We start from the raw sequence: 24005 nt of genomic DNA on the forward strand, positions 1-24005 counted from the left end.
CTCCCTACCCCGAAGTGACCCGCCACCGGCCGGCGGCGCGTCGGTGTCTCGTCCTACGTCTCGTCCGAACCGTCGGCCGGTTCGACTACTGCGAGGGCGTCGCCGGTGGACACCTGCTGTCCCAGCTCGACCGGAAGGTCGGCGACAATCCCGTCGATCGGGCTGGCGATGGTGTGCTCCATCTTCATCGCCTCCAGCACGACCAGGGCCTGCCCGGCCCTGACGGTGTCGCCCGCCGCGACGGGTAGTCGGATCACCGAGCCGGGCATGGGTGCCGTCAGCGAACCTGCCGGCTTCAGCGTGCTCGGGTCGACGAACCGCGGGACCTGGGTGAACGCGGTGGATCCGGCACTGCTGTCCACGTAGGCACGGTCGCCGTCGAACACGACGTCGTAGGTGCGCCGCAGCCCGCCGGCCTCCAGGACCACCCGCTCGGGCTGGTGCGCGAGCACGGTGACGTCCTCGACCGGCTTGCCGTCGACCTCCACCTCGACCCCGTCGCGGAGCAGCGCGTAGCCCACCCGCAGCTCGCGGCCGTCGGCGGTGCCCCACCCGGTGGTCTGCGGCTGGGACGGGTTGTTGCGCCACCCGGCGGGCAGCGTCGGCTGGATGCGGGCCGCGGCACGGCGCGCCGCGACCTGGGCGAGCGTGGCTGCCACCGCGTGCAGGCGCTCTCCGTCGCCGTCGATGAGCGCGCCCCCGAGCTCGGCCGCGTCGTGGCGGTCGAGGAACCCGGTGTCGGTGCCGCGTCCGGCGAACTCGTCGTGGCGCAGCACGCGGACCAGCAGGTCTCGGTTGGTGGTGAGGCCGTGGATCCGGGCGCCGGCGAGCGCGGCGGACAGCGTGCCGAGCGCCTCGGCCCGGGTGGGCGCCCAGGCGATCACTTTGGCGAGCATCGGATCGTAGTGGTGGCCGACCACCGAGCCGTCGCGCACGCCGGAGTCCACCCGGACCCCGGCGAGGTCGGGGACCTGCATCGTGCGCAGCGTCCCGGTGCGCGGCAGGTACCCCTTCGCGGGGTCCTCGGCGTAGAGCCGGGCCTCGACCGCGTGGCCGGCGATCCGCGGCTCGCTCACCTCGGCAGGCAGCGGCCGGCCCATCGCCACCAGCAGCTGCAGGCGTACGAGGTCGAGCCCGGTGACCAGCTCGGTGACCGGGTGCTCGACCTGCAGGCGGGTGTTCATCTCCAGGAAGGCGAACGTGCCGTCGGCGTCGCCGCCGTTGGCGTCGAGGACGAACTCGACGGTGCCGGCGCCGACGTAGTCCACGGCCCGCGCCGCCGCGACCGCCGCCGCGCCCATCCGGGCGCGCAGCTCGTCGCCGACGACGGGGGAGGGCGCTTCCTCGATGACCTTCTGGTGGCGGCGCTGCACCGAGCACTCCCGCTCGAACAGCGAGACGACGGTGCCGTGCATGTCGGCCATCACCTGGATCTCGACGTGGCGGGGGCGCTGCACGTACCGCTCGAGGAACACCGTGCCGTCGGCGAACGCCGACTCCGCCTCGCGCGACGCGGAGGCCACGGCCTCGTCGAGGTCGTCGGACGACTCGACGACGCGCATGCCGCGCCCGCCGCCGCCTGCGCTCGCCTTGACCAGCAGCGGGTAGCCGACCTCGGCGCCAAGCCTGCGCAGCTCCTCGGCGTCCAGCCCGGTCGCGTCACCGCCCGGGAGGACGGGGACCCCGGCCTCGGCCATCATCTTCTTGGCCGTCAGCTTGGAGCCCATCGCGTCGATCGCGTCCGGCGGCGGACCCACGAACACCAGCCCGGCGCCGGCGCAGGCCCGCGCGAAGCCGGCGTTCTCCGACAGGAAGCCGTAGCCGGGGTGCACGGCATCGGCCCCGGTGAGCAGGGCCGCGGCGATCACCCGCTCACCGTCGAGGTAGGTCTCCGCCGGGGACGATCCGGGCAGCCGGACGGCCTCGTCGGCGTCGTCGACGTGCCAGGCACCGGCATCGGCGTCGGAGTACACGGCGACCGTGGCGATGCCGAGGTCGCGACAGGTGCGGAACACGCGCCGGGCGATCTCTCCCCGGTTGGCTACCAGCAGCTTCTTGATCACGGGCATTGCCATCACATCCGGAACACGCCGTAGCCACGCTGGCCACGGACCTCGTTGCTGTGCACCACGGACAGGCAGAACCCGAGCACGGTACGGGTGTCGCGGGGGTCGATGATCCCGTCGTCGTAGAGCCTGCCGCTGTTGGCCAGCGCCACCGACTCGCGCTCGATCTGGCCCTCGACGGCGGCGCGCATCTGGGCGTCGGCCTCCTCGTCGAACGGGAGACCGCGATCGGCGGCCGACTCGCGGGCGACGATCGACAGCACTCCGGCGAGCTGGGCCGGACCCATGACGGCGGAGCGCGAGTTGGGCCAGGTGAACAGGAAACGGGGGGAGTAGGACCGGCCGCACATCCCGTAGTTACCCGCGCCGTAGGACGCGCCCATCACGATCGTCAGGTGCGGCACGATGCTGTTGGAGACGGCGTTGATCATCTTCGCGCCGTCCTTGATGATGCCGCCCTGCTCGTACTCCGCGCCCACCATGTAGCCGGTGGTGTTCTGCAGGAACACCAGTGGCGTGTCGATCTGGTTGGCCAGCTGGATGAACTGGGCGGCCTTCTCCGCCTCCTCGCTGAACAGGATGCCGCGCGCGTTGGCCAGGATCCCCACGGGGTAGCCGTGGATCGACGCCCATCCAGTGACCAGCGAGGTGCCGTAGAGCGGCTTGAACTCGTCGAACGCCGATCCGTCTACGATGCGGGCGATGACGTCGCGTGGGTCGAAGGGGACCTTCGGATCCACCGAGGCGATCCCCAGGAGCTGGTCGGGATCCAGCAGCGGCGGGGTCGGTGGCTGGGTTGGGCCCGGCCCGAGCTTGCGCCAGTTCAGCCGCGCCATGATGCGGCGCCCGATCCGGATGGCGTCCTGCTCGTCCTCGGCCATGTAGTCGGCCAGCCCGGAGGTGCGGGCGTGCATGTCGGCGCCGCCGAGCGACTCGTCGTCGGACACCTCGCCGGTGGCCATCTTCACCAGGGGTGGACCGCCGAGGAAGACCTTGGACCGGTTGCGGACCATCACCACGTAGTCGCACATGCCGGGGATGTAGGCGCCCCCCGCAGTCGAGTTGCCGAACACGAGCGCGAGCGTCGGCAGCCCCATCGCGCTGTGCTGGGTCAAATCGTGGAACAGTTGGCCGCCCGGCACGAAGATCTCGGCCTGGGTGGGCAGGTCCGCCCCGCCGGACTCGACGACGTTGATGATGGGTAGCCGGTTCTCGCGGGCCACCGCCATGCCCCGGAACACCTTGCGGAACGTGTAGGGGTTCGAGGCCCCGCCGCGCACCGTCGGGTCGTGAGCGATGATCATCGACTCGATGCCTTCGACGATGCCGATGCCGACCACCACGCTGCCGCCCACGGAGAACTTCGTGCCCCATGCCGCGAACGGGCACATCTCCAGGAATGCCGTGTCGGGGTCGATCAGCAGCTCGACGCGCTCACGGGCCAGCATCTTGCCGCGATTGCGGTGTCGGGCGACGTACTTCTCGCCGCCGCCCCCGTTGGCCAGCGCGAGCTGTTCGGCGATCGTGTCGAGCTGTGCGGTGTGTCCCTCGCGGTTCTCGAGGTATCCCGGGGCACGCGGATCGACCAGGTCGGGCAGGACGTCAACCAACTTCTTCCTCCAGGTGGCATCGACGCCGATCTCCTGAGGCGTTACGTTAGCGGCTACTAACGTCCTGCGACAACGGGGTCGGCGCGGTCGGTCGTGCCGATCCTCCCTGAACGGTAGGAGAAGGAGCGCCCACATGACCCAGCTGGACCAGCGCGAGGTGGGGTCCGCTGCAGCGGACCCGTGGACCACGCCCGAGCGCGTCTCGCTGCGGGACCTCGCCATGTCGTTCACCCGCAAGGAGATCGTCCCCCACCTGCAGGATTGGGAGGATGCCGGTGAGCTGCCCCGTGAGCTGCACCGCCGCGCGGCCGCAGCGGGCCTGCTGGGCATCGGTTTCGCGGAGGAGGTCGGCGGTTCCGGTGGTGACCTGCGCGACCTGGTGCTGCTTACCGAGGCCGTGATGGAGGCCGGCGGCTCGTCGGGGTTGCTGGCCGGCCTGCTCACCCACAACATCGCCGTGCCGCACATGGCCGCACAGGGCGATCCCGAGCAGATCCGCACGTTCGTCGCGCCGACGCTGGCCGGGGAGAAGATCGGCAGCCTCGCCGTCACCGAGCCCGACACGGGGTCCGACGTCGCCGGCATCCGGACCACCGCACGCCGCGACGGTGATCACTACGTGGTCAACGGCGCGAAGCTCTTCATCACCTCGGCGGTCCGGGCCGACTTCGTCACCACGGCCGTGCGCACCGGCGGCCCGGGCGCGTCGGGTATCTCGCTGTTGGTGGTGGAGCGGGGCACCCCGGGTTTCGCGGTCTCGCGCACCCTGAAGAAGATGGGCTGGCTGTGCTCCGACACCGCCGAGCTGGGCTACTCCGACGTGCGCGTGCCGGTGGCTAACCTGGTCGGGCCGGAGAACAGTGGCTTCCTCCAGATCATGCAGCAGTTCCAGGTGGAGCGGGCCTTCCTCGCCGTGCAGTGCTACGCCACGGCCCAGCGCTGCCTCGACCTGACCCTGGAGTGGGTGAAGCAGCGCGAGACCTTCGGACGGCCGTTGTCCACCCGGCAGGTGGTGCGGCACAAGATCGTCGACATGGCCACGGCCGTGGACGTGGCCCGTATCTACACCCGCGCCGCGGTGGATCGCATCATAGCGGGCGACGCCGACGTGCGGATGGTCTCGATGGCCAAGAACCAGGCCGTGGAGGCCTGCGCGCTCGCCGTCGACACCGCGGTGCAGCTCTACGGCGGCATGGGCTACCTGCGCGAGACCGAGGTCGAGCGGCACTACCGCGACTCGCGCATCCTCGGTATCGGTGGGGGCACCACCGAGATCATGAAAGAGATCATCGCCAAGCAGATCGGCCTCTGAGCGTGACTCACCTCTCGACGAGCAAGGGGACAGCAGTGGACTACGACAAGTACGAGTACCTGACCTTCGAGCGGCCCTCCGACGGGGTGCTGCTGATCACGATCAACCGTCCCGAACGCCTCAATGCCACCAACAAGCGCCTGCACTGGGAGCTCGGCAACGTGTGGCTCGACGTCGACGCCGACGACGCGACGAGGATCGCGGTGATCACCGGCGCGGGCAAGGCGTTCTCCGCCGGCGGCGACCTCGACATGGTGGTCGACCAGGTGAAGGACTTCAAGCAGATCGCGGCCATCGCCAAGGAGGCCGCCGACCTCGTCTACAACATCGCCAACTGCCAGAAGGTGGTCATCTCGGCGATCAACGGGGTGGCGGTGGGTGCGGGGCTCGCGGCGGCCCTGATGGCCGACATCTCGGTGATCGCCGAGGACGCGCGGCTCACCGACGGGCACCTGCGCCTCGGTGTCGGCGCGGGCGACCATGCGGCCATCATCTGGCCGATCCTGTGCGGCATGGCCAAGGCCAAGTACTACCTGCTGACCGCCGAGTTCATCGACGGCAAGGAGGCCGAGCGGATCGGCCTGGTCTCGATGTGCAAGCCGCTCGCCGAGGTGCTGCCCACCGCGCTGGCCGTCGCCGAGAAGCTGGCCGCCGGCCCGCAGCACGCGCTGCGCTGGACCAAGCGCTCGCTCAACCTCTGGATCCGCGACGCCAGCCCGATCTTCGAGGCCTCGCTCGCCTACGAGATGCTCAACTTCTTCGACGACGATGTCCTCGAGGGCGCCACGGCCATCAAGGAGAAGCGCGCGCCGAAGTTCCCGTCCGTGACGGGCGGCTGACCGCGGTCCGGCCGGCTCGCGTCACGCGAGCCGGCCGGTGCGGAGACGGTTCCCCGCAGGCCCCCCCTCCGGGCCGGCAGGGGCCCGTCAGCTCTCGAAGTGCCGGTGGTGCTGCTCGCGCAGCACGTTCTTCTGGATCTTGCCGGTGGCCGTGCGCGGCATGGTGTCGGTGAACAGCACGGCCTTGGGCACCTTGAACCCCGTCAGCCGGGTGCGAGCGGCGGCGATCACGTCGGCCTCGGTGAGCACGACGCCCGGCTTCGGCGTCACGATGGCGGCGATCGCCTCCGACCACCGCTCGTGGGGGAGCCCGACCACCACCACCTCCTGGATCCGCGGCTCGGCCTCGTAGAGCGCCTTCTCCACCTCGATCGAGGCGACGTTCTCACCGCCGGACTTGATCACGTCCTTCTTGCGGTCGGCGAACCAGAGCAGCCCGTCGCCGTCGAAGCGACCCACGTCGCCGGAGTGGAACCAGCCGTGCGCGAACGCCTCGGTCGTGGCCTCCGGGTTCCGCAGGTATCCCTCCATGGCGTGCGGGCCGCGGTAGACGATCTCGCCGGTCTCCCCGGTCGGCAGCAGTTGGCCGGCGTCGTCCATGATCCCGACCTGGACGTTGGGCACGGGCAGGCCGACCGATCCGGCGTGGCTGAGCTGGTACTCGGGCGGGAACACGGTGGTGATCGGGTTCATCTCGGTCTGGCCGAAGCCCAGCGCGAAGTCGCAGCCGAACACCTCGATCGCCCGGCGCAGGTCGGTGTCGGGCATCGGGGCCATCGCGTAGAGCGCCAGCCGCAGCGTGGACAGATCGCGCTTGTCGATGTCGGGGTGGTCCATCATCGCCCGGTACATCATCGGCAGCCCGAAGATCTGCGTGATCCGCTCGGCCTCGATCGTGGCCAGCAGGGCGGCCGGGTCGAACGCCCGCATCAGCACGAGCGTGCCGCCCATGTAGAGCAGCCCGGTGGTGAAGCCGTTGAGCTGCGCGGTGTGGAACAGCGGCATCATCGCCACAGCGCGCTCGTCACCGTTGATCCCGAGTACCAGCGGCGCGTTGAGCGACTCGATGTAGACCGCGACGTGACTGCTCACCACGCCCTTCGGGGCGGAGGTGGTGCCGCTGGTGTAGAGGTAGCTGATCGGGTCGCGGTCGCCCACCAGGCACTCCGGCTCGGTGGTCACGGCGTCGCCGACGAAGGAGGCGAGGTCCTGCCACCGGCCCGTCGCCCCCGCCTCCCACGGCACGCCGGTTCCGGGCGCCACGATCACGTCGGCCACCGCGTCGCCGGCGACCCGCTGCAGCGCTGCGGCGACCAGCCCGGCGAGCTGGGTCTCCACCACCACGCCGCGGGCCTGCGAGTGCTCCAGGACGTAGCTGACCTCGGGAGGTCCCCAGGCCAGGTTGACCGGGACGCAGACGACACCGGTCTTGGCGCAGGCGAAGTAGGTGGTCAGGAACTCGACGCTGTTGCCACTGGCCAGGGCGAGGACGTCGCCGCGCCCGTAACCTGCCGCGAGCAGGGCGTGGGCGAGCCGGTTGACCTCGTCGTTCAGCGCGCGGTAGGTGAGCCTGCGTACGCCGTCTATCACGGCCTCGTGCTCGGGTCGGCGCCAGGCGGCCCGGGTCAGCATGTCGCCGACGTTGACCCGGGTGACGATGTTGGCGTTCAGGTCGTGGTCCGTGGGCACGGCGGTCCTCTCGTCGGATCTGGTCAGGGCGCTCAGGCAGGGATGAATCGGACCATGCCGATGTCACCGACGCGCTCGAACGCCGCGCGCACCGCCATCCCCGGAACCACCGCCGCGGGGTCGCAGCCCTCCACGGTGGAGAGCATCTGCGGGCCCTCGGCCAGGCGGACCACGACGACCGGGTAGGGCGCCGCTCGGGGCAGTTCGTTCCACGGGGGGCGGCTGACGACCGCGGCGACGAGCACGGTCGCGTCGCCGGACAGGTCGGTCCACTTCAGCTCGGCGGAGTGGCAGCGAGGACAGAACGGACGCGGGTAGTGGAACAGCAGCCCGCACGCGGTGCACTCGCGCACGGCGAGCCGCCCCTGCGCCGCGGCCTCGAAGTGGCCGCGGTTGACCTCGTCGATGCGGGGCAGCACCTCGGGATCGGCCAACCCCTCCAGGTAGGTGACGGTCACGATGCCGCCCCCGCGGGAGTGATTGTGTCGGCGGTCATGACCCCTCCAGGACGACGGTGACGTGGCTGCAGAGCATGGAGCCGTAGGCGTGGACGACGGCGAGGTCGGCCTGCTCGACCTGGATGCCCGCGGCGCGGCCGGTCATCTGTTGGTAGGCCTCCAGTACCCCGCAGATGCCCGAGGCCGTGCCGGAGTGGCCGAAGCGCAGCAGCCCGCCGTTGGTGTTCACCGGCAGCCGCCCCCCGGGGCGGGTGGCCCCTTCGCGGTAGAGCTCGACGGCCTTTCCGCGCTCGGCGAGGCCGAGCTCCTCGAGCAGCATCAGCGGGTTGGAGCTGAACGCGTCGTAGAGCTGCGCGAGCTGGATGTCGGCGGGGGAGACACCGGCCTGGGCGAAGGCGGTGGCGCCGGAGCGGACCGCGCCGGTCCGCGACAGGTCGGGCATCGAGGTGAGGAAGCCGTGGGTGTGGCCCTCCCCCATGCCCACCACGTGCACCGAGCGGTGCGGCAGGCCCGCGGCCCGGTCGGGCGAGACGAGGACGAAGGCGCCGCCGCCCTCGCACGGGATGGAGCAGTCGAGGTAGCCGAACGGGCCGGCGATGTGCCGGGCGTCGAGCACCTGTTCAACGGTGAAGCTACCGGCGCCGGCGCCGATCGAGGTCGGGTGCGCCACCGCCCACTCCTGCTGGGCCACCACGGCCTCGGCGAACACCTCGCGGCCCTGCCCGACCTGGTCGAGCCACGACTGCGCGATCAGCCCGTAGAGGGTGGGGATGGAGGGCGCGTAGGGCAGCTCGTAGTCCGGGTGGCAGGTCATCGTCATCAGGCGCCTGCCGACGTCGCGGATCGGCGGGAACACCCCCGCCGACACGCACAGCACCGCCGAGCACTGGCCGGATTGGATCGCCCGCGTCGCGACGCCGAGCATGGCGAGGTGGCTCCCGCCGCCCAGCTGGACACCGAGCTGCAGTCCGAGGTTGTGCAGTCCGAGGGAGTCCTGGATCTCCTCGGACAGGAACGTGTGCTCGATGGACTCGCCCATCATCGAGCCCACGCAGATCAGGCCGTCGACGTCGGATGCCTCCATCCCCGCGTCGCGCAGGGCGGCGACGGCCGACTCGAGGTGCAGGTCCAGGAAGGGGCGGTCGAGCCGGCCGGGCGTGACCTCCGAGAATCCGGCGAGCGTCGCGAGCGGTTCTGGCATGGGTCCAGACGTTAGCAGTGACTAACATCGCTGACCAGCGTGTGACGACGACCGTGGTCGCTCGGATACTGTGGCCGTGTGAGCCTTCCTGCGCAGCCGGACGTCGACCCGGCCACCACCTCGACCGATGCCGGAGACCCGCTGTTCAGCATCGAGTTCGGGAAGATGCTCTGCATGGGGTGCCGGCCGATGAACCGGTGCCGCTTCGGCCTCGTGCTGCGCCGCGGCGCGGACGGTGCCGTCGAGGGCACCGCCCGCTTCACCGCAGAGCACGAGGGGGCGGGCGGTGTGGTGCACGGCGGCTCTGTGATGGGAGCCCTCGACGAGGCCTGCGGGGCGGTGCCGATCGCCGCCGCGGTCCTGTCGGTGACGGCCGAGATGGATGTCCGGTTCAGGCGTCCGGTCCCACTGCTGCGCGAGCTGAACGTGCGTGCCTGGCCGGAGTCGCGCAGCGAGAAGGGGCACTGGATCATCCACGCCGAGATCCTGCTGCCGGGCGACGACCGCCCGCTCTGCCACGCCCGGGCGAGGTTCGTGGAACGTGACCCCGCGAAACACTACGGGCGCTTCCAGAAGTGGCTCGACGGTAAGGGGAACGGTGCTGGGAACGGTGCTGCGAACGGCGTCAGTTGACTCCCCGGTCGTGCCCCGCCCAGTAGGGCTGTCGCAGTTCCCTCTTGAGGATCTTGCCGGCGCCCGACTTCGGCAGGGCGTCGTCGCGGAAGTCCACACTGCGGGGGACCTTGAACCCGCCGAGCTTGGCGCGGCAGTGCGCGATCAGGTCCTCGACGTCCGGTTCGGCGCCCGGGCGGGCGACGACGACGGCGTGGACGCGTTCGCCCCACGCGTCGTCGGGCACCCCGATCACCGCAGCCTCCAGTACGTCGGGATGGGTGTAGAGGACGTTCTCGACCTCGGCCGAGTAGACGTTCTCGCCACCGGAGATGATCATGTCCTTCAGGCGGTCGACGATGTAGATGTAGCCGTTCTCGTCCGCCCACGCCGCATCGCCGCTGTGGTACCAGCCCTCGTCGTCGAGCACTGCCGCCGTCTCATCGGGACGGTTGAGGTAGCCCGTCATGATGTTGGGCCCGCGGGCCCAGATCTCGCCGACCTCGCTCTGGGCCGCCCGCGTGCCGTCCTCCCGGTGGACCTCCACCTGCACCCCGATGACGGGTGCCCCCGCGGACCGCAACCGTCCGGCGTAGGGCTGCTCGCCGGTGGCGCCCCGGCGGTGGTCCTCCGGGCTGCACTGGGTGAGCAGGGGAGCGGCCTCGGTCATGCCGTAGAGCTGGCTGAAGTCGCAGGGCAGCAGCTTCATCGCGGCCTCCTGGAGCTGGTCGGGCATGGGGGAGGCCCCGTAGAGCAACAGCCGGAGGCTCGAGAGGTCGCGCTCGGCGGTGCCGGGGTGGTTCACGAACATGTTGATCATCGATGGGACGATGAGGAGCAGTGTGACCCGCTCGCGCTCGATGACGCGCCCCACCAGGTCGGCGTCGAAGGCGGGGACGAACACGTGCGTCCCGGCGATCCAGGTGACCGCGTAGGTCTGGGAGCCGTCGGCCAGGTGGAACATGGGACCCGCGTGCAGGTACCGCTCCTCGGGGGTGTGCCGGATGGCGAGCAGCGCGTGCTTCGCGTTCGCCACCAGGTTGCGATGGCTCAGCAGGACCCCCTTCGGCCGGCCAGTGGTGCCGCCGGTGTAGAAGACGCCGCCGATGTCCTCGGCGCCGAGGGGAACCGCGGTCGCCGCAGTGTGTCCGAGCAGCTCGTCGTGCGAGGCGAACCCGGCGGGTGCGGGACCGTCTCCCAGGTGTACCAGCGTGGTGAGGGTGGGGCAGCGTTCGCGGAGCCGGCCGCCGATCCCGGCGTGCATGTCGTCGACGGCCAGCGCGGCGGTGCCGCAGTCGTCGATGATGAAGGCGAGCTCGTCCTCGCTGAGCCGGAAGTTGAGATCGTTGAGGACCGCGCCGATCGCGGGCACCCCGAGCCAGTAGTCGAGGTGGCGGTGACCGTTGAGGGCCAGTACGCCCACGACGTCGCCCTTGCCGATGCCGAGTGACTGCAGCCCGCCGCCCAGTCCCCCCACCCGGCGTGCCAGCTCGGCATAGTCGTAGGTGATGTCGCCGTCGATGACGGCGGTGCGCTCCGGCGCGATCAGCGCAGCGCGGTCGAGGGCCCAGCGCAGGGACTCGGTCATGGGGATGCTCCTGATGATCCGATGGTGATGGCGATCACGATGGCGGACTCCGGAGGTCGGTCCTAGGTCCGAACGGGTGGCTGACTGCCTGATTCGTCCGTTTGTGGCTGAGCTCTTCGGCACTGCACGCCGCCAGCGACAGATGCGATGCCCAATGGAGTTGGTGTAATGATTATCCGGTGCATAACCACCGTGACGGGTCAACGGTCGATCCCGGCACGGCACAGCGGCGCGCCTGGGCGGAGGACGTGCTCCCTCCCGTGGAGCAGGTCCGGCCCGGCCTGTGGTCCATTCAGGTGCCCACCCCGGACAGCCCGCTGCGCTACGTCCCGGTCTCCGCCTTCGAACACGCGGGCGACTTCTCGATCGTCGACGCGGGGTGGAACACCGACGCCGCGTGGCGGTCCTTGATCGACGGGCTCGCCGTGGCCGGCGCCTCGGTCACGGACGTCACGGCCGTGCTCGTGACCCACATCCACCCCGACAACCATGGACTGGCCGGACGCGTGCGGGAGGCCTCCGGGGCGTGGATCGGGCTGCGTCCCGCCGACGCTGCGCTGGCCGGTGACCGCCATCTGGACCTCGGGTCCCTGAAGGCGGGGATGCACGAGGTCTTCCGCGACTGCGGCGTACCCGACGAGGTGAGTGCGGAGACCGCGTCCTCGTCGGTCCCGCTCGGAGCCTGGGTCCAGTCGGTGGTCCCGGACCGCCTCTTCGAGGACGGCGAGCGGATCGAGATGCCCGGCTGGGACCTGCGGGCCGTGCGGACGCCCGGGCACTCGCCGGGGGATCTGTGCTTCGTCGAGCCCGGCCGCCGGCTACTCCTCACCGGCGACTGCGTGCTGCCGCGGATCAGCCCGAATGTGTCGTGGCACGCGCAGTCGGATCCCAACCCGCTGGCCGACTTCCTGGAGTCGCTCGACCGACTCCGGGGGTTCAACCCCGACCTGGTCCTTCCCGCCCACGAGTACCGCTTCGCCGACCTGCACGGTCGACTGCGGGCACTCGTCGCCCACCACCGGCAGCGGCTCGCGGAGATCCTCACCGTGGTGACCGCGCGCCTCGTGGCGACATGCTGGGACCGTCACCGCGTCCTTGAGCTGGTCGCGGCCGTGGGGGGCGATCACGCCGTACATGCGCTGCGCCGCGACACTCGCCCACCTGGAGCTGCTCGCCCGAGACGGCCGGATGGTGAGCATCCCCGGGACGCCCACCCGGTGGGTTCCGGGTCCGGGTGCCACGGCGCAACCGGTCGTCACCGCGACGCGGACTCCCGCCGGTGTCCCGGGTTGCTGTCCCTGACCAGACCGGCAGGGTGTGTGCCCGGTGCCGGGCGCAGGACAAACGGAGTCGAAGGAGACGGACATGCCAGGAGTGGACGGTCGGGCGGTCATCGTCACGGGTGCCGGGCGCGGGCTGGGGCGCAGCCATGCTCTGCGGCTGGCGGCTGGGGGAGCGCTCGTGCTGGTCAACGATCCGGGGGTGGGTCGCGAGGGCGGGTCCGGTGACGCGTCACCCGCGCAGGAGGTCGTCGCGGAGATCACCGCGGCCGGCGGCACCGCGGTTGCCGACCACCGGGACATCTCCACCGAGGACGGCGCGCGTGGGGTCGTCGGTGCGGCGCTCGAGGTCTTCGGGCGGCTGGACGCCGTCGTGAACAACGCCGGCATCCTGCGGGACGGCACCTTCCACAAGATGTCCCCGGAGCAGTGGGGCGCCGTCGTCCGCGTGCATCTCGACGGCACCGCACTGGTGACCATGGCGGCCTGGCCGCACCTGCGGGAGCAGCACTACGGCCGGGTGGTCATGACGACATCGGGAGCGGGGTTGTTCGGCAACTTCGGCCAGGCCAACTACGCGGCGGCGAAGCTGGGCGTCGTGGGGCTGATGAACACGCTTGCCCTGGAGGGGGCCCGGTACGGCATTCGGGTCAACGCGATCGCGCCGGTCGCGCTGACCCGAATGACCGACGGGCTGCTCGACAGCTCCACCGACCTCGACCCAGCCTGGGTCTCGGCCGCGGTCGGCTGGCTGTGCACCGAGGAGTGCGAGCTGACCGCCGAGATCGTCCGGGTGCATGGGCCGCACTACAGTCGCGTGCGGCTTGTCGAGTCGCGCGGTGTCGACTTCCCCGAGCCGCCGACGGACGACGCGCTCGCCGCCCGCTGGGATCAGATCGCCGATCTCGCCGGCGCGAAGCAGGGTCAGGCCGCCGTGGCGGTGGCACGCGAGGCGACTCGTTAGGTCAATCGACGGACGCCGAATTAGGCCGGGTGGCGGCATCGACTGTGGTGTTCGCTACCTTCTGCTTCTGATCGTGTGTGCACAGTGACGAAGGAGTCGTCGGTGGCGGGTGTCGAGGTGACGGTTCAAGGCCTGTCGAAGTCCTTCGGGCGGGCGAACATCTGGTCGGACGTGTCGCTGACCCTGCCCCCGGGGGAGGTCAGTGTGATGCTCGGCCCGTCGGGTACCGGGAAGTCGGTGTTCCTGAAGACCCTGATCGGGCTGCTCAAGCCGGAGAAGGGCTCGATCGTCATCCACGACACCGACCTGGTGAAGTGCTCGGAGTCGCGGCTCTACGAGCTGCGCAAGCTGTTCGGGGTGCTGTTCCAGGACGGCGCGCTGTTCGGATCGATGAACCTGTTCGACAACATCGCGTTCCCGTTGCGTGAGCACACGAAGAAGTCCGAGGCGCAGATCCGCGACATCGTGGCGGAGAAGATGACGCTGGTTGGTCTGACCGGTGACGAGAAGAAGCTGCCGGGTGAGATCTCGGGTGGCATGCGCAAGCGGGCCGGTCTGGCACGGGCGTTGGTGCTGGATCCGGAGATCATCCTGTTCGACGAGCCGGACTCGGGACTGGATCCGGTGCGTACGGCCTACATCAACCAGTTGATCATCGATCTGAACGCGCAGACGGACTCGACGTTCCTGATCGTGACCCACGACATCAATACGGCGCAGACGGTGCCGGACAACATCGGGATGTTGTATCGGAAGCACCTGGCGATGTTCGGCCCGCGCGAGGTGCTGCTGACTAGTGATGAGCCGGTGGTGAGCCAGTTCCTGAACGGGCGGCGGCAGGGTCCGATCGGGATGAGTGAGGAGAAGGACACCGCGCAGGCGGCGCGGGAAATGGGAGAGGTCGAGGAGCTCGCGGGGCTGCCGCCGCTGAAGCCGCAGCTCGCGCCCAGCCCGGGGATGCCGGAGCGCAAGGCTGCGCTACGGCGCCAGGAGCGGGTGCAGCGGATCATGCCGACGCTGGCTCCAGCCGCCCAGCAGGCGATCCGCGACAGCCACCGGGGTGCGTCCGCGTACGCCGGCTGACCGGAAGGCCGACGGATGGAGGGTCACCCGGGGTCGGGGGTCTGGTGTCCCAGGAACCGCACCACCACGGTGGCGACCTGCGCGGCCACGAACTCCGCCGTGTGCAGCGGCACGACGACGTGGCTGATGGCGAGTCGGGTCGCCACCTCCGCGGCCGCAGTGACGTCGGGCGGGTCCAGGTCGGGCCACCGCCTCATGACATAGGCTCCCGCGCGGTCGCGGGCAGCCTGGACGACCGGCTCGCTCTCCGTGGTGAGGAGCGGGAGCATCTCCTCGCTGCCGACTCCCGTCAGCAGTGTCTTGAGCAGCGGGTCGGTGGCGGCGGTCTCGATCGTCAGGCGGACCGCGGCCGCCCACGCCGCGTAGAGGTCGTCCTCGCTGCCGAGTGCGGCCTCGATGTCGTCGAGGAACCGCTCGGTCAGGCGCAGCACGAGTGCCGCGGCCAGTCCCCGCTTGCTGCCGAACTCGTTGTAGAGCGTCTGCCTGCTCACGCCGATGCGGTCGGCGACATCCTGCAGCCGTAGCCCGCGGTACCCGCCGGCCAGCAGGAGCTGTGTCGCCGCGGAGAGGGCCTCGTCGCGCATGAGGGCGTGGGTGCGGTCGACGAGGGTGCGGCCTGTCATCGCGTCACTATGGACGCCAGATTGTGCTCCGTCAACAGTCTGGACACGAAATCGATGTGCGTCTAGTGTCGCCTCATTCCATCGGAGGCCGGAGGCGATCTGTGATCATCGCAATGGAGCAGGCGGGCCGAGCTGTGCGAGCACGTCTGTCGTCTGTGCTGCTGACACCGGCACCGGCGGTCGTGGACGAGAAGTTGCTCGGGATGGCTCGTCGTGGCCGGTGCGTGGAGCTTGCACCTGCCCCGGTGGGCTCGGGCTTGAAGGCGGTCCCGGGGGACTTCGGGCTGCCGTTCCTCGGGCACACCGTGGAGTACATCCGGTTCGGCAGCACGTTCACCCGGGCGCGCCAAGAGCGCTTCGGACCCGTCTCGTGGACCGGCTTTGTGGGTGAGCAGGTCGTCCTCGCGGCCGGGCCCGACGCCACCCGGGCGGTGCTGACGAACGCGGACAAGGCCTACTCGCAGGAGGGCTGGCGGTTCCTGATCGACAGCTTCTTCCGGCGTGGGCTGATGCTGCTCGACTTCGACGAGCACCGCGCGCACCGCCGGGTGATGCAGCAGGCGTTCACCGCCGAACGGCTGGAGGGCTACGTCGCCCAGACCGTGCCGTGCGTGCGGGAGACGGTGCCCGGCTGGCGCACCGACCGGCCGATCCGCATCTACCCGGAGCTCAAGCGCCTGACCCTGGACATCGCTACCCGCGTGTTCATGGACGAGCGCACCGGCCCGGAGACCGAGCAGATCAACAAGGCGTTCGTCGACTGCGTCCGCGCTGCGAGCTCCATCGTCAAGTGGAACGTCCCGGGCACCCGGTGGCGGGCCGGGCTGCGCGGCCGCGCGGTCCTCGAGCGCTACTTCGAGGCGAACCTCCCGGCCAAGCGCGCCGGCGGGGGAGACGACCTGTTCTCGGCGCTGTGCCAGGCCCGCACGGCCGACGGCGAGGAGTTCAGCGACGCCGACATCGTCAACCACATGATCTTCCTGATGATGGCGGCGCACGACACGTCCACCATCACCAGCACCGCGGCGGCGTACTACCTCGGGGCGAACCCGCAGTGGCAGGAGCGCGCCCGGGAGGAGTCGCTCGCGCTGGGCGACGGCCCGCTGGACATGGCGGCGCTCGGGTCGCTGCCGACGCTGGAGCTGGTGATCAAGGAAGCGCTGCGGCTGGTGGCCCCGGTGCCGGTGGTGATGCGCAAAACCGTCGCGCCCACCGCCCTGCTGGGCCACCACCTTCCGGCCGGCACGATGGTCATGGTCGCCGGCGCGGTCAACCACTTCGACCCCTCCTGCTGGACCGACCCCGACACGTTCGACCCCGACCGGTTCGCCGAGCCCCGACGCGAGGACCGGAACCACCGCGACGCGTGGATCCCGTTCGGCGGTGGCGTGCACAAGTGCATCGGCATGGCGTTCGGCACGCTCGAGGTCACCGCGATCCTGCACGAGATGCTGCGCACCCACCGCTGGACGGTCGAGCCCGGATACCGGCCCAGGTGGGACAACACCTCGCTCCCGGTGCCCGCCGACGGGCTCCCGCTGCGGCTCTGCCCGCTGGCGGGGACCCGGGGCCCCGCATGACGGCACCGGGCACCGACACCGCCGCCGCGGAGCAGGTGCTGCTCGAGGTCCTGCTCACCGACCACGGGGCGTCCGGTCCGTACGCCGGGTACCGGCGCCTGCGCGAGCAGGCACCTCGGCTGACCACAGCGGCCGGCCTGCTGGTGCTCAGCGGCTACCGGGACTGCGAGGCGGCGCTGCGCAACCGCGACCTCGGCAAGGTGGACGAGTCGCTGGGATTCCAGCTCGCCGGGGTGCCCGAGGACCTCCAACGGCGCGCCCTGCGCCGCTTCCGCCGCACGATGCTGTTCCGCAACCCGCCCGACCACACCCGCCTGCGGCGGCTGGTGGCGTCGGTGTTCACCCCCCGCCATGTCGAGGCCCTGCGGCCGGCGATCGTGACCCGGATCGACGAGCTGCTCGACGGCTTCGCCGGGTGCGAGGTCGTCGACGTGATGACCGACCTGGCGCTGCCCCTGCCGGTCGGGGTCATCGGCGACCTTCTGGGGATCCCGGACGTCGACCGCTCGACCGCCGCGCCGTGGGTGCGGGACCTGGTGGCGCCCCTGGAGCCCAGCGCGGACCTCGCCGCGGTCCAGGGGGCGGTGGACGCCGAGGACCGGCTCGCGGAGTACTTCACGCAGCTGCTGGCCGAGAAGCGCCGCACGCCCGCCGACGACCTGCTCAGCCGGCTCGCCACCGCCCGCGGCGACGACCAGCTCGACAACGACGAGTGCGTCGGCACCGCCATCCTGCTCTTCGCCGCGGGGTTCGAGACCACGACCAACCTCGTCGGAAACGGTCTCGCCGCCCTGGTCGGTGCGCCCGGCCAGCTCGATCTGCTGCGCAACCGTCCCGAGCTCGCCGCACCGGCGGTGGAGGAGCTGCTGCGCTTCGACGCGCCGGTGCAGACCGACGGGCGCACCGCGCTCGCCGACACCAGCGTCGGCGACGTCGAGATCGCGGCGGGGCAGGTCGTGCTGCTGCTGCTGGGCGCGGGCAACCGCGACCCGCGGGTCTTCACCGATCCCGACATCCTCGACCTCACCCGCCGGCAGGCTGCTCCGCTGTCGTTCGGCGGAGGGCTGCACTTCTGCCTGGGCGCGCCGCTCGCGCGGCTGGAGGCGGCGGAGCTGTTCCCGCGCCTGCTCACGCGCTTCCCGCACCTGTCGGCCGCGGGTCCGGCGACGTGGCGCGCCGGCCTGTCGTTCCGCGGCCTGGCCCACCTTCCCGTCCACCCGGGCCCGACCTGAGCCTTCCGACATGAAGCCGCCCGAACTCCACTGAAGAGGAAACCATCACCATGACCGCGACCCGATCCCCGTGGATGAACACCGACCTCGACGACTTCCGCGACATGGCCCGCACCTTCTGCGAGAAGGAGCTGGCCCCGCACCAGGACCGCTGGATGGGCCAGAAGCAGGTCGACCGCGACCTGTGGAACAAGGCCGGCGAGGTCGGGCTGCTGTGCCTGTCGATCCCGGAGGAGTACGGCGGCGGCGGCGGGAACTTCGCGCACGAGGCGGTGCTCATCGAGGAGCAGGCGGCCAGCGGGGACAGCTGCTGGGGGGTGGCCCTGCACAACGCGATCGTGGCGCACTACGTGCTCGCCTACGGCACCGAGGAGCAGAAGACCTCCTGGCTGCCGCGGCTGGCCAGCGGCGAGTGGGTCGGGGCCATCGCGATGACGGAACCGGGCACCGGGTCGGACCTGCAGAACGTGCAGACCAAGGCGGTGCGCGAGGGCGACCACTACGTCATCAACGGCGCCAAGACGTTCATCACTAACGGAGGTCAGACCGACTTCGTGATCGTCGTGGCCAAGACCGACCCCACGGCCGGGGCCGGTGGCATCTCGCTGTTCGCCGTCGAGACCGCCCGGGACGGGTTCCGCCGCGGCCGCATCCTGGACAAGGTCGGGCTCAAGGGCCAGGACACCGCCGAGCTGTTCTTCGACGACGTGCGCGTCCCGGTCGGCAACCTGATCGGCGAGGCGGAGGGCCAGGGCTTCGTCCAGCTCATGCAGCAACTGCCGCAGGAGCGGCTGCTCATCGGCATCACCTCGGTGGCCGCGATGGAGATGGCGCTGCGGGAGACCGTCCGCTACACGAAGGATCGCAGCGCGTTCGGCCGCGAGGTCTTCTCGTTCCAGAACACGCGGTTCACCCTCGCCGAGGCGGCCACCGAGGCCCGGGTGTGCCGGGTGTTCCTCGACGACTGCATCACCAAGCACCTCGCCGGCGAGCTCGACATCCCCACGGTTGCGATGCTCAAGTGGTGGACCAGCGAGCGCGCTATGCGGGTGATCGACGAGTGCGTTCAGCTGCACGGCGGCTACGGCTACATGAGCGAGTACAAGATCGCCCGTGCCTGGACCGATCAGCGTGTCCAGAAGATCTACGGCGGCACGAACGAGATCATGAAGGAGATCATCTCGCGCACTCTCTGACCGGCCCGCGGGCGCCAGTGGTGGGTCACGGCGTCTCCTCGCCGGACGTCGGCCCGACAGTGCTCGTGCCGTGCTCGGACGGTACGAGCCCAGCTCCGTGGTGCGGCCGGTCGGCGGCCTCTGACATGATGCGGGTGGCGAACTCACCGAGTGCGGACTCGGTGTGGCGCTCCACGGCCAGGCCGAGGGCGGCGGCCACGGCCGTACCGATGGCGGGCCGCACCCGGCCGAGCAGCGCGGTCAGCTCCGGGATCTCGGTAGCCGAGGGCATCCAGCTGTCGTCCCGGCCGTTGAGGACCGCCGTGACGACGGCGCCGACGAGCTGCGCGGCCGTGTCGTCGAGCGCATGCAGCAGCGAGTCGAGCAGGCCGACGACCGAAGGGGCGGGCAACCCGGCCCCGACCAGGTCGCCGACCGCGTGCAGGAGCTGTGGGCTCGGCAGTCGGAACCGGTCGGTGCCGTGGGGCTCGGCGATCCCGAGCCGCACGAGGGCGTCCGTCAGGCCGGCCGTGTCAGGCGGGCTGCCGGCCGCGGCCTCGACGTCGGCCCGGTCGGCGACGGTGGGGAGCTCGTCGCTGCCGAACGTCGACACGACCTGCTCCAGGCCGAGGACCTGGGGTAGGTCGCGGCCGTGCTCCCAGGCCGAGACGAGCTCGCCGATGTTGTTCACGGTGAAGCCGCGCCCGAGGAGCCCGCCGATGATGCGCAGCCGGGCCAGGTGCGCATCCGAGTAGAGACCGACTCTCCCGACCCGGCGGGGTGGGGGGAGCAGGCCGCGCTCCTGGTAGGCGCGGACGTTGCGCACGGTCGTCCCGGCTGCTTGGGCGAGATCGTCGATCCGGTACTCGGACCCGTTGGCCGCGGTCATGCCTGCGCACCTTGATCAGGATCCTCCCAGGCGAACCCGAGGGACCCGCCCAGGATGCCGAGCAGCATCCCCACCACGAACCCGCCCAGGTTCGTGGTCACGAGCGACGCGACGGACACGAGCACGGCGGTGACGCCGACTGCGCGATGCCCGGCCGGGCGAAACCAGAAGAACAGTCCCATCGCGCACAACCCGGCGCCGAAGAGGAATCCCGACGTCCCGGCCAGTCCTGGTAGCAACAGCACGGTGAAACGGCCTCCGGGCAGCACGAGGATCACCAGTCCGGCCGCAGCGGTCAGCAGCCCCGCCCAGAACGGCCTGTCGCGTGTCCAGCGGGCGAGGGCCCTGGTCGGGACCGCCCCGTGCGCGCCGCTCACAGGCACCGCTTCTGGTCCTGGCCGACCTGCAGCGTCAGCCCGGAGAGGGTGAGCTGGTCGACGGTGGCCCAACGGGCGGTGGCGGAGATGTCGAGCGCGATGTTCCCGGCGCGGATCGGGACGCCACCGGTGGAGGTGTCCACGGGGGTCCCGTCGGGGGCGGTCGCGCCGTGGCCGAGCAAGATCTCCTGCCCGGCCGCGCCGACGCCGTCCAGGCTCTCGATGGCTATCTGGGCGTTACCGACCTCGATCGGGGCAGATCCGGAGGGGGTCGCGGCATGTAGCACATAGGTCCCGAGCGGGGTGGTCACGGCGGTCGATATGCAGGCGCCCTGGATGCGCACCTTCGACAGCTGCAGCACCACGACCGGCTGTCTCGAGCCGTCGGCGTTCTGCACGAACGACGGGAGAACACCGGTCGCCTCCGCCTCGAACTGCTCGGCGGTGAAGGCGAGGGTCTGGCGACCCTGCATCGCGAGCGCCACGGGGACGGCGCCGGTGGCGACCCCTGCTCCGATGGACACGACGGCGATGACGGCGGGCACGAAGAGCGCGGCGAACCTGCCCCAGCGCCGTCGGCCGGTCGACCGGCCCGCGGCTGCGTGTCTCATTTAATGCCCCCGATCGTCGAACAGCTTCACCACTCGAAACTGTGACAGTGTTCAATGGTGACGATTATGTGTGCAGGGTCACGTGTGGGGCGTGAAGAGCGTCCGTCCACGAGAAGGGCCGTCATGGCCCACAGGACGAGCGTCTCCGGCGACGTGGAGCGCGACGTCCGCAAACTCCGTCGGCGACGCCGTCGCCGGGTACCGTGACATCGACAAGCCCGCGGTCAGGAGCTGACGCTCCGTCGTCGGGCGACCGCTTCCGTCCGGTCCTGGCGGCGCGACCGGTACGGTCGCCGGCTCGTAGGTCGAGGAAGGTCGGTTGTGGAGTCGGTCGCCTCGCCGGTGGCCGGACGAGTGGCCCCGGCGGTCGCTGGTCGTCCTCGTCGTGAAGATTGTGGTTCGGGCGGGCTTCGCGGGCGGGCTGATCTGGACGGGGGCCGAGAGCCTCTACCGTGACGCGGTCGGAGCGGTCGTCGGCACCTCCCTGATCCTGCTGTGTGGCTCTCGCCGGGGTCGCCGCGGTGCAGGTGGGAGCAGTGAGCCGGCGCCGTGGCGGGCGGATCGCTCTCGTGGCGGGGTGCGGCGGCCGAGCGGGGGCGGAGGGGTGATGGTGCCGCACGCCCGCGCCGAGGTCGTGACGCTGGCCTCGGTGGCGTTCTGCGCCTGCTCGCTCGGCCTGCTGGTCGCGGCGCCCAGCAGCGGCTCGATCGTCGCGGGTACCGGGCTCCTGACGGGACTCCTGGTCCTGTGCCTGGTGCGGCGCGGCGCAGCAGGGACGCGCTGGTGATCACCCCGTCCGGCATCGAGCACCGTTCTGCCCGTGGGGCCGTGGTGGTCGAGTAGGACACCATCGTGGCCATCGGCGCGCGCCCGGTACCGGAACCGGACGATCGTGCTCACCGTGGGTGCACCGGTCTGGCGGCGCGATCCGGACGGCGGCCCTTTCCGGGAGTTCGAGGTACCCGCCTGGGAGCCGGGCGTGCTGCTGTCGGCGGACCGCTACGACGCCGACCCGATCGCTGTGCTCGAGTTGCTGCGTGAGCTGCACCACGATCCGGCTCGCCGGCCGCGTGTGGTGTCGGGGTCGGCTTCGGGCCTCTGCGCCGTCCGGGACGCAGACGCGGGGCGCAGTACGGCAGAGTAGGGCGGCTCCTACGGAGCGAGGGAGCCGCCGCGCTGAGCCACCAGTACCATCAGGAACACGATGAGCACCGCGGCCGCCGCGACCGCGACCAGCCTTGGGTCGTAGGTGATGGTCCGGTTCCCGCGGGCCTGCGTGAGTGGCACGTGGGTGGCCGGTCCCAGGCTGTCCAGGACGCGGAACCTATTGTCGAAGTCCGCGGCGTCCTCGACGCCGGCGAGGAGCTCCGACGCCGGCCCGTTCGCCACGATACGTCCGTTCGCGAGTACCGCGAGACGACCGTCGAACGCCCGCGCGATCTCGATGTCGTGGGTGGTCACGAGCATCGTCGCGCCGGTCCGGGCCTGCGTCTCGCGCACTGCCTGCACCGCCCGGGCCATGGTGGTGGAGCCGAGGCCGAGGTCGATGTCGTCCAGCACGACGACCGGTCGCTCGGTGACCATCGCTCGGCCGAGGGCGACCCGCCGCCGCGTGTGGGCGGAGAGTTCCTCCGGCAGGCGGTCGTGCACGTCGGCCAGACCGAGCGTGCGCAGCCAGCGGGTGGTGAGCGCGTGGACCGAGTCCTCGTCGTCCCCGCGCAGCCGCAGCGGGTAGGCGATGTTCTCGTAGACCGACAGCGACCCGAAGACCGACGTCTGGAACAGCGTCGAGCCGCCCAGCAGTACGCCCACGTCCTCGCGCACTGCCGTGAGCTCCCGCCCTTCCCAGCTCGTTCACGCACTGCTCGCCGATCAGCACCCGGCCGGAGTCGGGTTGCAGGAGCCCGACCAGCCCGGCGGACGAGAGTGGTCTTGCCGCCGCCCGACTCGCCCATCAGGACGGTCAGCTCGCCGGTCGGTAGCTCGGCGCGCAGTCGGAGGAGTACGGGTTCACCGCCGAGCGCGATCGACACGTCCTCGAACCTCGGGGGCGGTGCTGCGGGCGGCGTGCCGCCGGTCCGTCGGCCATCGGTCCACCTCCCACGTCGGCGTTCCTGCTTCCGAAGGGCCCCCGCTGGCGTCGCACGGTCGCGACGCATGATGGTCGTACAACTGGGCCGGACGGTCGGTGGGGCACACTCGAACGGCCATTCGCCGCCCGTCGCGGGAAACCGGGATGGCGCCCGCCGACCGCGCCTGGCACTACTGACGGTAACGTCCAGCAACGGAGTGTCACCAGGCCCTCCGATGTTCGACCGGAGGTTCAACCATGTCCTACTGCACGATCGTCGTCGGCACTGACGGTTCCACGACGTCGCACCACGCCGTATCGCGGGCTGCGGAGATCGCCCGGGACGCCGCGGCGAAGCTGGTGATCGTCTCGGCGTACACGCCGACCAGCCGCGGGGAGGTCGAGGTCGCCGCTGACGCGCTCGGTGACGAGTCGTTTCTGGTGCGCGGTTCCACCCCGGCCGAGGAGAGCCTGCGCGCCGCATCGGATGTCGCTGCCGGCGCGGGTGCGCAGGACATCGTCACTCAGGCAGTCGACGGCGCTCCCGTCGACGTGCTGTGTAAGGCTGTCGGCGAGCACAACGCAGACCTCCTTGTCGTGGGCAACCGCGGGCTGAACTCCGTGAGCGGTCGGCTGCTGGGCTCGGTGCCGTCCGCGGTCGCCCGCACAGCCGGAAGCGACGTGCTGATCGTGCACACCACGGGCTGACGGTCCGCCTGGCCACGTCTGATTGCGGACATCGGCC

The 24005-nt window shown here is 70.8% G+C and carries 23 protein-coding genes; 12 read left to right on the forward strand and 11 right to left on the reverse strand.

Going from position 1 to position 24005, the window contains the following annotated elements; genetic code table 11:
- Positions 1-53 precede the first annotated feature (53 nt).
- Complete coding sequence (locus tag BGP03_RS09395; protein WP_296368751.1) at positions 54-2075, reverse strand: biotin carboxylase N-terminal domain-containing protein; 2022 nt, start codon at positions 2073-2075, stop codon at positions 54-56.
- Positions 2075-3655, reverse strand: a complete 1581-nt coding sequence (locus BGP03_RS09400; RefSeq protein ID WP_296368979.1) for a carboxyl transferase domain-containing protein — start codon at positions 3653-3655, stop codon at positions 2075-2077. The genes BGP03_RS09395 and BGP03_RS09400 overlap by 1 nt, the downstream gene beginning before the upstream one ends.
- 154 nt (positions 3656-3809) lie before the next feature.
- Between BGP03_RS09400 and BGP03_RS09405 the strand changes: the two genes are divergently transcribed.
- The gene (locus BGP03_RS09405; protein ID WP_296368748.1) at positions 3810-4988 is read left to right on the forward strand and encodes an acyl-CoA dehydrogenase family protein; all 1179 of its coding nucleotides are present in this window, start codon (positions 3810-3812) and stop codon (positions 4986-4988) included.
- 35 nt (positions 4989-5023) lie between these two features.
- Positions 5024-5827: an enoyl-CoA hydratase/isomerase family protein gene (locus BGP03_RS09410; RefSeq protein ID WP_296368746.1), complete on the forward strand. Its 804-nt coding sequence runs from the start codon at positions 5024-5026 to the stop codon at positions 5825-5827.
- 87 nt (positions 5828-5914) lie between these two features.
- Here the strand turns inward: BGP03_RS09410 and BGP03_RS09415 are convergent, their stop codons facing one another.
- From BGP03_RS09415 to BGP03_RS09425, 3 genes are read right to left on the reverse strand one after another with little or no spacing between them, the layout of a single operon-like run.
- On the reverse strand, positions 5915-7516 hold the full coding sequence (locus BGP03_RS09415) for an AMP-binding protein (RefSeq protein WP_363093455.1): 1602 nt from the start codon (positions 7514-7516) through the stop codon (positions 5915-5917).
- 32 nt (positions 7517-7548) lie between these two features.
- Positions 7549-7974, reverse strand: a complete 426-nt coding sequence (locus tag BGP03_RS09420; RefSeq protein WP_296368744.1) for an OB-fold domain-containing protein — start codon at positions 7972-7974, stop codon at positions 7549-7551.
- Positions 7975-8008: 34 nt separating this feature from the next.
- Positions 8009-9175: a thiolase family protein gene (locus tag BGP03_RS09425; RefSeq protein WP_296368741.1), complete on the reverse strand. Its 1167-nt coding sequence runs from the start codon at positions 9173-9175 to the stop codon at positions 8009-8011.
- Positions 9176-9253: 78 nt separating this feature from the next.
- Here BGP03_RS09425 and BGP03_RS09430 point away from each other — a divergent pair, with 78 nt between their 5' ends.
- Positions 9254-9808: a PaaI family thioesterase gene (locus tag BGP03_RS09430; RefSeq protein ID WP_296368739.1), complete on the forward strand. Its 555-nt coding sequence runs from the start codon at positions 9254-9256 to the stop codon at positions 9806-9808.
- Here the strand turns inward: BGP03_RS09430 and BGP03_RS09435 are convergent.
- Entirely contained in the window at positions 9801-11375 is a 1575-nt protein-coding gene (locus BGP03_RS09435) for a long-chain-fatty-acid--CoA ligase (protein ID WP_296368737.1), read from the reverse strand. The genes BGP03_RS09430 and BGP03_RS09435 overlap by 8 nt on opposite strands.
- A 296-nt stretch (positions 11376-11671) precedes the next feature.
- Here BGP03_RS09435 and BGP03_RS35830 point away from each other — a divergent pair, with 296 nt between their 5' ends.
- The 3 genes from BGP03_RS35830 to BGP03_RS09450 all read left to right on the forward strand — a co-directional run bounded on the left by BGP03_RS35830 (position 11672) and on the right by BGP03_RS09450 (position 14702).
- The gene (locus BGP03_RS35830; RefSeq protein ID WP_363093475.1) at positions 11672-12883 is read left to right on the forward strand and encodes an MBL fold metallo-hydrolase; all 1212 of its coding nucleotides are present in this window, start codon (positions 11672-11674) and stop codon (positions 12881-12883) included.
- Positions 12768-13619, forward strand: a complete 852-nt coding sequence (locus tag BGP03_RS09445; protein ID WP_363093477.1) for an SDR family NAD(P)-dependent oxidoreductase — start codon at positions 12768-12770, stop codon at positions 13617-13619. Before BGP03_RS35830 ends, BGP03_RS09445 begins: the two co-directional genes overlap by 116 nt.
- A 102-nt stretch (positions 13620-13721) precedes the next feature.
- Positions 13722-14702, forward strand: coding sequence for an ATP-binding cassette domain-containing protein (locus BGP03_RS09450; RefSeq protein ID WP_296368733.1), 981 nt, complete (start codon positions 13722-13724; stop codon positions 14700-14702).
- A gap of 23 nt (positions 14703-14725) precedes the next feature.
- On the opposite strand, the gene BGP03_RS09455 is transcribed toward BGP03_RS09450, so the two are convergent.
- Complete coding sequence (locus BGP03_RS09455; protein WP_296368732.1) at positions 14726-15325, reverse strand: TetR family transcriptional regulator; 600 nt, start codon at positions 15323-15325, stop codon at positions 14726-14728.
- Positions 15326-15438: 113 nt separating this feature from the next.
- On the opposite strand from BGP03_RS09455, the gene BGP03_RS09460 reads away from it, so the two are divergent.
- From BGP03_RS09460 to BGP03_RS09470, 3 genes are read left to right on the forward strand one after another with little or no spacing between them, the layout of a single operon-like run.
- Positions 15439-16905 (forward strand): cytochrome P450, encoded by a 1467-nt coding sequence (locus tag BGP03_RS09460; protein WP_296368976.1) that lies wholly within the window; start codon positions 15439-15441, stop codon positions 16903-16905.
- Complete coding sequence (locus BGP03_RS09465; protein WP_298800767.1) at positions 16902-18137, forward strand: cytochrome P450; 1236 nt, start codon at positions 16902-16904, stop codon at positions 18135-18137. The genes BGP03_RS09460 and BGP03_RS09465 overlap by 4 nt, the downstream gene beginning before the upstream one ends.
- A gap of 50 nt (positions 18138-18187) precedes the next feature.
- Positions 18188-19333: an acyl-CoA dehydrogenase family protein gene (locus tag BGP03_RS09470; RefSeq protein WP_298800768.1), complete on the forward strand. Its 1146-nt coding sequence runs from the start codon at positions 18188-18190 to the stop codon at positions 19331-19333.
- A gap of 25 nt (positions 19334-19358) precedes the next feature.
- On the opposite strand, the gene BGP03_RS09475 is transcribed toward BGP03_RS09470, so the two are convergent.
- The 3 genes from BGP03_RS09475 to BGP03_RS09485 are packed head-to-tail and all read right to left on the reverse strand — an operon-like array spanning position 19359 to position 21189.
- Entirely contained in the window at positions 19359-20201 is an 843-nt protein-coding gene (locus BGP03_RS09475; protein ID WP_296368726.1) for a MerR family transcriptional regulator, read from the reverse strand.
- Complete coding sequence (locus tag BGP03_RS09480) at positions 20198-20578, reverse strand: DUF6114 domain-containing protein (RefSeq protein WP_296368724.1); 381 nt, start codon at positions 20576-20578, stop codon at positions 20198-20200. Before BGP03_RS09480 ends, BGP03_RS09475 begins: the two co-directional genes overlap by 4 nt.
- Positions 20575-21189, reverse strand: coding sequence for a DUF6230 family protein (locus tag BGP03_RS09485; protein WP_296368722.1), 615 nt, complete (start codon positions 21187-21189; stop codon positions 20575-20577). Before BGP03_RS09485 ends, BGP03_RS09480 begins: the two co-directional genes overlap by 4 nt.
- 607 nt (positions 21190-21796) lie before the next feature.
- Between BGP03_RS09485 and BGP03_RS09490 the strand changes: the two genes are divergently transcribed.
- Both BGP03_RS09490 and BGP03_RS09495 read left to right on the forward strand, forming a co-directional pair.
- Complete coding sequence (locus BGP03_RS09490; protein ID WP_296368721.1) at positions 21797-21976, forward strand: hypothetical protein; 180 nt, start codon at positions 21797-21799, stop codon at positions 21974-21976.
- Between the two features lie 114 nt (positions 21977-22090).
- Positions 22091-22333, forward strand: a complete 243-nt coding sequence (locus BGP03_RS09495) for a hypothetical protein (protein WP_296368719.1) — start codon at positions 22091-22093, stop codon at positions 22331-22333.
- Between the two features lie 8 nt (positions 22334-22341).
- Here BGP03_RS09495 and BGP03_RS09500 read toward each other — a convergent pair whose 3' ends face one another.
- On the reverse strand, positions 22342-23013 hold the full coding sequence (locus BGP03_RS09500; protein WP_296368717.1) for an ATP-binding cassette domain-containing protein: 672 nt from the start codon (positions 23011-23013) through the stop codon (positions 22342-22344).
- A gap of 505 nt (positions 23014-23518) precedes the next feature.
- Here BGP03_RS09500 and BGP03_RS09505 point away from each other — a divergent pair.
- Positions 23519-23968, forward strand: coding sequence for a universal stress protein (locus tag BGP03_RS09505; protein ID WP_296368715.1), 450 nt, complete (start codon positions 23519-23521; stop codon positions 23966-23968).
- The last annotated feature ends 37 nt before the right edge of the window (positions 23969-24005 follow it).

The sequence above is a fragment of the Pseudonocardia sp. 73-21 genome (genome assembly GCF_001899645.1).
Taxonomy (GTDB): domain Bacteria; phylum Actinomycetota; class Actinomycetes; order Mycobacteriales; family Pseudonocardiaceae; genus Pseudonocardia.

Bases quoted from the DNA above. Each gene is read 5' to 3' on its own strand.
- BGP03_RS09485 (WP_296368722.1), bottom strand. From the start codon at position 21,189: ATGAGACACGCAGCCGCGGGCCGGTCGACCGGCCGACGGCGCTGGGGC.
- BGP03_RS09435 (WP_296368737.1), bottom strand. From the start codon at position 11,375: ATGACCGAGTCCCTGCGCTGGGCCCTCGACCGCGCTGCGCTGATCGCG.
- BGP03_RS09460 (WP_296368976.1), top strand. From the start codon at position 15,439: ATGGAGCAGGCGGGCCGAGCTGTGCGAGCACGTCTGTCGTCTGTGCTG.
- BGP03_RS09505 (WP_296368715.1), top strand. From the start codon at position 23,519: ATGTCCTACTGCACGATCGTCGTCGGCACTGACGGTTCCACGACGTCG.
- BGP03_RS09475 (WP_296368726.1), bottom strand. From the start codon at position 20,201: ATGACCGCGGCCAACGGGTCCGAGTACCGGATCGACGATCTCGCCCAA.
- BGP03_RS09470 (WP_298800768.1), top strand. From the start codon at position 18,188: ATGACCGCGACCCGATCCCCGTGGATGAACACCGACCTCGACGACTTC.
- BGP03_RS09490 (WP_296368721.1), top strand. From the start codon at position 21,797: ATGGTGCCGCACGCCCGCGCCGAGGTCGTGACGCTGGCCTCGGTGGCG.
- BGP03_RS09425 (WP_296368741.1), bottom strand. From the start codon at position 9,175: ATGCCAGAACCGCTCGCGACGCTCGCCGGATTCTCGGAGGTCACGCCC.
- BGP03_RS09455 (WP_296368732.1), bottom strand. From the start codon at position 15,325: ATGACAGGCCGCACCCTCGTCGACCGCACCCACGCCCTCATGCGCGAC.
- BGP03_RS09405 (WP_296368748.1), top strand. From the start codon at position 3,810: ATGACCCAGCTGGACCAGCGCGAGGTGGGGTCCGCTGCAGCGGACCCG.
- BGP03_RS09465 (WP_298800767.1), top strand. From the start codon at position 16,902: ATGACGGCACCGGGCACCGACACCGCCGCCGCGGAGCAGGTGCTGCTC.
- BGP03_RS09395 (WP_296368751.1), bottom strand. From the start codon at position 2,075: ATGGCAATGCCCGTGATCAAGAAGCTGCTGGTAGCCAACCGGGGAGAG.